This window comes from Micromonospora sp. NPDC005197 (assembly GCF_040608295.1).
Classification (GTDB): Bacteria; Actinomycetota; Actinomycetes; order Mycobacteriales; family Micromonosporaceae; genus Micromonospora.
On sequence record NZ_JBEXHY010000194.1, the window covers coordinates 1 to 7,358 of the forward strand.

General features: G+C 74.1%; 7 protein-coding genes and 1 pseudogene. 6 read left to right on the forward strand and 2 right to left on the reverse strand.

Annotated elements, in window-relative coordinates; all coding sequences use genetic code 11:
- Positions 1 to 327: pseudogene (locus tag ABZU46_RS30210) on the reverse strand (hypothetical protein); the annotation flags it as partial.
- Between the two features lie 277 nt (positions 328 to 604).
- On the opposite strand from ABZU46_RS30210, the gene ABZU46_RS30215 reads away from it, so the two are divergent.
- Entirely contained in the window at positions 605 to 1,168 is a 564-nt protein-coding gene (locus ABZU46_RS30215) for a hypothetical protein (protein ID WP_354863087.1), read from the forward strand.
- 107 nt (positions 1,169 to 1,275) lie between these two features.
- Here ABZU46_RS30215 and ABZU46_RS30220 read toward each other — a convergent pair whose 3' ends face one another.
- Complete coding sequence (locus ABZU46_RS30220) at positions 1,276 to 1,623, reverse strand: L-rhamnose mutarotase (RefSeq protein ID WP_354863089.1); 348 nt, start codon at positions 1,621 to 1,623, stop codon at positions 1,276 to 1,278.
- Positions 1,624 to 1,864: 241 nt separating this feature from the next.
- On the opposite strand from ABZU46_RS30220, the gene ABZU46_RS30225 reads away from it, so the two are divergent.
- The 5 genes from ABZU46_RS30225 to ABZU46_RS30245 all read left to right on the forward strand — a co-directional run bounded on the left by ABZU46_RS30225 (position 1,865) and on the right by ABZU46_RS30245 (position 7,286).
- Complete coding sequence (locus ABZU46_RS30225) at positions 1,865 to 2,545, forward strand: response regulator transcription factor (protein WP_354863091.1); 681 nt, start codon at positions 1,865 to 1,867, stop codon at positions 2,543 to 2,545.
- Between the two features lie 13 nt (positions 2,546 to 2,558).
- Positions 2,559 to 4,028: a HAMP domain-containing sensor histidine kinase gene (locus ABZU46_RS30230; protein WP_354863093.1), complete on the forward strand. Its 1,470-nt coding sequence runs from the start codon at positions 2,559 to 2,561 to the stop codon at positions 4,026 to 4,028.
- Positions 4,025 to 4,990, forward strand: a complete 966-nt coding sequence (locus ABZU46_RS30235) for a Gmad2 immunoglobulin-like domain-containing protein (RefSeq protein ID WP_354863095.1) — start codon at positions 4,025 to 4,027, stop codon at positions 4,988 to 4,990. Before ABZU46_RS30230 ends, ABZU46_RS30235 begins: the two co-directional genes overlap by 4 nt.
- 157 nt (positions 4,991 to 5,147) lie before the next feature.
- Positions 5,148 to 5,759, forward strand: coding sequence for a TetR/AcrR family transcriptional regulator (locus tag ABZU46_RS30240; protein WP_354863097.1), 612 nt, complete (start codon positions 5,148 to 5,150; stop codon positions 5,757 to 5,759).
- Positions 5,760 to 5,792: 33 nt separating this feature from the next.
- On the forward strand, positions 5,793 to 7,286 hold the full coding sequence (locus ABZU46_RS30245) for an MFS transporter (protein WP_354863099.1): 1,494 nt from the start codon (positions 5,793 to 5,795) through the stop codon (positions 7,284 to 7,286).
- Positions 7,287 to 7,358: the final 72 nt, after the last annotated feature.

Genomic DNA, 7,358 nt, shown 5'->3' on the forward strand with positions numbered 1-7,358 from the left:
GCTGCGCCGGGGCGCGGTGATCCCGCTGGAGCCGCCGGCGCCGGCGCCGCCCCTCGGGGCCCCGGCCGACGACCCGGCGGGCGCGGCGGTCGCACCGGGCGCGGTCGGGCTGGGCTGGCCGGTCGCTGGTGGCCGGGTCGGCGCGGACGTCGCGGTGGGGTTGACGCTCGGCGTCGGCGTCGCACTCGGCGCACCCTGGCCGCCGAGCAGATCGCCGACAACCCGGCCGACGCCACCGAGGATGTCGCCGACCGGGCCCGAAGTGGCCGACGGGGAGGGCGCGGGCGCGAGGGCGAGGGTCAGCGCGAGGACGACGACGGTAGGCACGGGTCCACCTCGAATGTGTCGACTGCCAGGCACAGTACCGCGTTGTGGGACGGCGTGGGTGACACCGCCACGTCGGGTCGGGGCCTTTCCCGACCTCGGGTCGGAGCAGGGGCACGCACTCCCCCGCGGTCGGCCGGCGACCGACGGCCGCCGGCCACTGTTACCCAGCGGTTACGCCGCGGCGAAGCTCGCGTGCCGCGGGCGGGCGACCGTGACGGCAGAGGGTCACCGGCAACGCTGCCGCGACGTGACCCCGGCATCGAGCGGAGAGAGCACCATGAGGATCAGGAGCACACTTACCGCGTTGGCGGTCGTCCTCGCCGGTTTGGTCGCCAGCGCGGGCAGCAGCACCGCGGCGGGCACCACGACCGGGTCGGCGTCCTGCGGGATCACCTGGGGCAGCGCGGACAAGTCGGCCGGCACGCTGAGCGACGCCCCGCTGGTCGCCGTACGGACCGGGCAGCACGACTGCTACGACCGGGTGGTCTTCGAGTTCGCCGGACCGGTCGACGGTTACGCGGTCGGCTACGGCGAGACGTGGACCGAGGGCGAGGGGCTGGCGCTGTCGCCGTACACCGCCGGGGGCGCGCTGCTGCGGGTCTCGCTGCGGGCCCCGGCGTACGACGCCGAACACCAGGGCACCGTGCCCTACGCGGTCGGCGAGCACGTCGCGAACCTGCTGCGCTGTTCAACGCTGCGCGACGTCGTCTTCGGCGGCAGTTTCGAGGGCTACAGCACCTTCGCGGTCGGCGTACGGGCTCGGTTGCCGTTCCGCACGTTCACGCTCGCCGGCCCCGGCACACACAGCCGCATCGTGCTGGACGTCGCCCACCAGTGGTGAGTGGAGCCGCAGTGGGGCGATCCGCTTGGCCGTCCGCCCGCCCGTCGAGGCGGACGGCCAAGCGGGCATCGTGCGCAGCCACCAACGCGACACCCGACCACGGGCAGCTAGCTCGCCGGGGTCTGCTCGGGTGCCTCTCCAGCCGCCTCGTCGGCCAGGTGCCAGACCTCCCGCATCGGGGCCCACCAGTCCCCCGATCCGGGTTCGGCGAGCGATTCCTGGCACGGGTCGGTCAGCTTCCACCACTCTTGCGTCTGCGGGTCGGCGGCGATGTACCGCAGGTCGGCCTCGTAGTCGTCACCGACGTACTCGTAGTAGCCGAAGAGCAGGTCGTCGTGGAGAAAGATGGTGTAGTTGCGGAAGTTCGCCTCGCGCAGCGTCTTCTCGACGCTCGGCCAGACCTCGGCGTGTAGGCGCAGGTAGGTCTCCCGGTGCTCCGGGCGAAGCCGGATCACGCAGCCATGACGTTGCACGTCGTGTCCTCTCAGGTGAACTGGTCACGCGGGTGGCGACGGCCCGGAGCAGGTTGGCCATCGACGGCCATCGCGTTGGCGACCCGATGGTAGCCGTAGCCAAGATCGAGGATCACCCGCCGGAGGTCGGGCGACCGTTCCCGTGCCCCGGACCCGACCGGGCCGCCGACACCGACCGTTTCGCCAGGGCTGCGCAGCGTCGCGGCGGGTCTACCCTCAGGTGGTGGAGGGCCGCGTGCTGGTGGTCGAGGACGACGCCTCCATCCGGGAGGTCACCGCCCTCGGTCTGCGTCGCGCCGGCTTCCGGGTCGACACCGCCGTCGACGGGCGGCAGGCGCTCATGACCTGGCGAGCGCACCCGGTCGACGCGATCGTGCTCGACGTCATGCTGCCCGGCCTGGACGGCCTGGAGGTCTGCCGGGAGATCCGGCGCACGAGCCAGGTGCCGATCCTCATGCTGACCGCCCGCACCGACACGCTCGACGTGGTGGTCGGCCTCGAATGCGGCGCCGACGACTACCTGCGCAAACCCTTCGACCTGCCCGAGCTGGTGGCGCGGGTCCGCTCGGTGCTGCGACGGGCGAGCGCGCCGGCCGGGTCGCACACCATCGCCGTCGGCGACTTGGAGATCGATCCGGGCGGCTTCGTGGTACGCCGCGACGGCCGAGAGGTGACCCTGACCGCCACCGAGTTCCGTCTGCTGCTGGAGCTGGCCCGACGTCCCGGCCAGGTCTTCACCCGGGAACTGCTGCTGGATCTGGTCTGGGACCACCGTTTCCTGGGCGACTCGCGGCTCGTCGACGTGGCGGTGCAGCGGCTGCGCGCCAAGGTCGAGGACGACCCGGCGCACCCACGGCGCATCCGCACGGTGCGCGGCGCCGGCTACAAACTGTCCACGCTCTGACGGGAGGTCGGCGATGGCCGGACGAGCGGTGGCGCCGGGCCGCCTGCGGCGCCGGCTGACGATCGCGTTCGTGCTGGTCGCCGGGGTGTCCGCCGGCCTGCTCGCCGGTGGGGCGGGAGTGCTGCTGCGACAGTCCTGGTTGGACGCCTCGCTGCACGAGGCCGCCGCCGACGCGCGCTACCAGCTCCTGCTCGCCGGTGAGTTCCTGCCCCTGACCGAGCAGCGCGGCACCGAACTGCTCGCCAGCTTCGAGGGCAGCGGCCGGCACGTCGTCCTCGTCGACGGCCCGACCCGCCCCTCCCATCCCGCGTACGCCCCCGCCCTGGGCACGCGACTGCGGGCCGCGGTCGCCGACGGGCAGCTCGCCTACCAGCGCTCGGCGCCGGGCCAGCGACCCCGACTGCTGGTGGTCGGCGGACGCATCCCCGGCTCGACCGCGGAGCTGTACGTGATCACCGTGGAGGACGACATCGCCGCCGACCTGGGTCAGGTGCGCACCGCACTGCTGGCCGGCTGGGTGCTCGTCGTGCTGGTCGCCGCCGGGGTGGGCCATCTCCTGGCCCGCCGCACCCTGGAGCCGGTGGGTCGGGCCAGCCGCGCCGCCCGGGCGCTCACCGAAGGGCTGCTCGCCACCCGCCTGCCGGTCCGCGGGCGGGACGAGTTCAGCGTGTGGGCGGCGTCGTTCAACGAGATGGCCGAGGCGCTGGAGTCGAAGATCGCCGCCCTGTCGGCCGCGCAGGCCCGGGAGCGGCGGTTCACCGCCGATGTGGCGCACGAGCTGCGTACCCCGGTGACCGCACTGGTGGCCGCGGCCTCGCTGCTGCGCGAGCAGCTGGACCGGCTGCCCGACGACGCCCGGCCGGCCGCCCGGCTGCTGGTGGGCGACGTGGTCCGCCTGCGTCGCCTGGTCGAGGACCTGATGGAGATCTCGCGGCTGGACGCAGGGCGGGAACGGCCGAACGTCGAGCCGGTGGACGCGCCGGCGCTGCTGCGCACGATCGTCGCGGCGCGCGGCTGGTCGGAGCGCGTGCTGGTCACCGGCGACCCGGTCGCGCTGCGCACGGACCCGCGTCGCCTGGAGCGTGTCCTGGCCAACCTGGTCACCAACGCGGTCGAGCACGGCGGCGGCGAGATCCGGGCGACCGTCACCGGGGCGGGCGCGCTCGTCGTCTTCGAGGTCACCGACCAGGGGCCGGGCATTCCCGCCGAGCAACTGCCGCACGTGTTCGACCGGTTCCACAAGGTCGACGCCGCGCGTTCCGCGCCGGGCAGCGGGCTCGGCCTGGCCATCGCCCGGGAACACGCCGCCCTGCTCGGCGGGGTGCTGAGCGTCCGCAGCGCGCCGGGTGCCGGCGCCCGGTTCCGTCTGGAGCTGCCCGCGTACGGCCCGGACGGGCCGCCCGGCGGCGTGCCACGCCCGGCGGGGCACCTCGACGAGGACGCCGAGGCGGCGACCGCCGGCCCGACGGGCGGTGACGGATGAGCCGCCGCGGCGCGGTCCGAGCAAGCCAGCGCGGCGCGGTCAGCCTGCGGTGGCGCGGCGGGTGGCGCGCGGTCGGTGTGCCGGTGCTCGTCGCCGCGCTTCTGCTCGGCGCGTGCGGCACGCCCCGCTCCGGCGTCCTGGGCGCGGCGCCCACCGCGCCGCCGCACAGCACCCCGCCCGCCGGAGGCCCGACCTCCGCACCCACCCCGCCGTCCGGGCCACCACCGTCGCCGGTGGCCACCCGCACCGCGCCGCGTCCGCCGGCACCGACAGCCACCGCCACGCGCCGGCCGGACCCGGTGACGATCGAGCTGTGGTACGTGCGAAACGGCCTGCTCGTCCCCACCCGGCGCACCCGACCGGCCACCCTCACGACGTCCCGGCTCGCGCTGACCGAACTGGCCGCCGGGCCCACGCCGGCCGAGGCCGCCACCGGGATGGTCACCCTGCTGCCGGCCGGTGTCGAGGTCACCCGGATCACCGACGGCGTGGCGACGCTCGGTCCCGTTCCGTCCGGCAACGACCCGGCGGAGCGTCGGCGGCTGCGCGAGGCGCAGGTGGTGTGGACGCTCACCCAGTTCCCCACCGTCCGGCAGGTCCGCTTCCCCGGCGGGGCACCGGTCGGCCGGGCCGACTATCCGGACCTGCTCGCGCCGATCGTGGTGACCGCCCCGAGCGTCGGTGAGCGAGTCACCGCCCCGCTCACCGTCACCGGCACCGCCGACGTGTTCGAGGCCACGGTGAGCATCCGGGTGCTGGACGCCGCCGGCCGGGAGGTGGCCACCGGCTTCGGCACCGCCAGTTGCGGCAGTGGTTGCCGGGGCGCCTACCGGCTGGTGGTCGGTTGGCGCACGGCCCGGGAGCAGCACGGCACGATCGAGGTGTACGAGGTGTCCCCGCGCGACGGCGCCCGGATCAACACCGTGGCCGTGCCGGTGATCCTCGCGCCCACCGGGAGCTGACCACGGGATTCATCCGCCCGACGTGGGACAGAAACGTAACCGTTTCGTCCGCCGGGTGCGACGCACCTCATAAAAGCCTGCAGGAACGGCCAGCAACGAACTAGGGTCAGTACGACATCGTTTCGCGGGGGGTCTTCGGGTGTTGGATGGTCAGCAGGTGAGCGCGGGCGTCGGGGTGCCGGCCGCCCGAGCCGCGCGCTGCACGTCCAGCGACCTGTTCACCGTGGTGATCGACCTGCTGCGCGAGGTCGGCTACGACCGGATGACCATCGACGCCGTCGCCGCCCGCGCACACGTGAGCAAGGCCACCATCTACCGGCGGTGGGACGGCAAGGCCGAGCTGGTCGTCGCCGCCCTGCGCGACCGTCAGGTCGGCGTGCACAACCCGCCCGACACCGGCTCGCTGCGGGGCGACCTGATCGAGCTGCTGCGTGCCACCGCAGCCATCTGCGTCGCCGACTGCGACCTGATGCAGGCGCTGACCTTCGCCATGCGGACCAGCCCGGAGCTGGAACGCCTGGTACGCCACCAGGTGCTGCCCGCCGGGCGGGTGGCCAGCACGGCCATCCTCGTCCGCGCCGCCGCCCGCGGGGAGATCCCCCCGGACGCCGGTGAACGGGAGCTGTTCCACGACCTGGCGCCCGCGCTCACCCTGTCCCGCGTCGTCGCGCACGGCCTGCCCGCCGACGACGCGTTCCTCACCCAGGTCGTCGACCAGGTGCTGATCCCGGTGCTCCGCTACCAGCACGACCGCCCGTCCCAGGCCTGATCCCTCGACATCCGCACCACGGAAGGCTTCACCATGCCCGGAACCACCTCGACAGCCCCCGGCGCACCCGGCGCCGGGACGTCGACAGGCGCGCCGCACCCGCGGCGCTGGATCGCGCTGGCGGTCATCGCGGTCTCACAGCTGATGGTCGTCCTGGACGCCACGATCGTGAACATCGCGCTCCCGCAGGCCCAGGCGGACCTGGGGATCACCGACGCGAACCGGCAGTGGGTGATCACCGCCTACACGCTGGCCTTCGGCGGTCTGCTCCTGCTCGGCGGCCGGATCGCCGACTACTGGGGTCGCAAGCGCACGTTCATCGTCGGCATGGTCGGCTTCGCGCTGGCGTCCGCGCTGGGCGGTCTGGCCACCAGCGGCGAGATGCTGTTCGCCGCCCGCGCGTTGCAGGGCGCCTTCGGCGCGCTGCTCGCCCCGGCCGCGCTGGCGCTGCTCACGGTGCTGTTCACCGAGGCCACGGAGCGGGCCAAGGCGTTCGCCGTGTACGGCGCGATCGCCGGCGGTGGGTCCGCGGTCGGGCTGCTGCTCGGCGGCGTGCTGACCGAGTACGCCGACTGGCGCTGGTGCCTGCTGGTCAACATCCCGGTCGCCGCCGTCGCGATCGCCTTCGCGATCCCGCTGGTGCCGGAGAGCCGGGCGCACGGCAACACCCGCTACGACGTGCCCGGCGCGGTCGTCGTCACCGCCGGCCTGGTCTCCCTGGTGTACGGCTTCACCAAGGCCGCCGAGGACGGTTGGGACGCCACCGCGACGCTCGGCTTCATCGCCGCCGGTGTGGTGCTGCTGGCCGCCTTCGTGGTGATCGAGCTGCGCTCCAACCACCCGCTGCTGCCGCTGCGGATCATCCTGGACCGTAACCGGGGCGGGGCGTACCTCGCCTCCACGCTGATCGGCGCCGGTCTGTTCGGGGCGTTCCTCTTCCTCACCTTCTACTTCCAGGTGGTGTTGCAGTACAAGCCCCTCGAGGCGGGGCTCGCGTCGCTGCCGGTCACCGCGGGCGTGCTGATCGCGGCGGGTGGCGCCAGCCAGCTGATGCCGAAGGTGGGTGCCAAGCCGCTGATGGTCGGCGGCGCCGTGCTCGCCGCCGTGGCCATGCTGACGCTCACCCAGATCGACGTGGACACCTCGTTCCTCACCCTCCTGCTGCCCGCCCAGGTCATCCTCGGCATGGGCCTCGGCTTCACCTTCGTGCCGCTGTCCAGCCTCGCGCTGGTCGGGGTGCCGGAGCACGACGCCGGAGCGGCCAGCGCGACGCTGAACGCGACGCAGCAGATCGGCGGCTCGCTGGGCACCGCGCTGCTGAACACCTTCTACACCAGCGCGGTGGCCGCGTACCTGGTCGGCCGGGCGCCGAACCCGGTCACCCAGGTCGAGGCGCTCGTGCACGGCTACCGCGTGGCGTTCGCCTGGGGCGCGGCCCTGATCGTGCTCGCCGGGCTGGTCACCCTGGTCCTGGTGAAGGTGCGCAAGGAGGACATCCCCGCCGGCAACGCCGTGCACATGGGCTGAGCCGGACGACACGGCCGGCCGGGCCGCTCCCGATCGGAGCGGCCCGGCCGCCGCCCCCCACCAGGAGCGTCC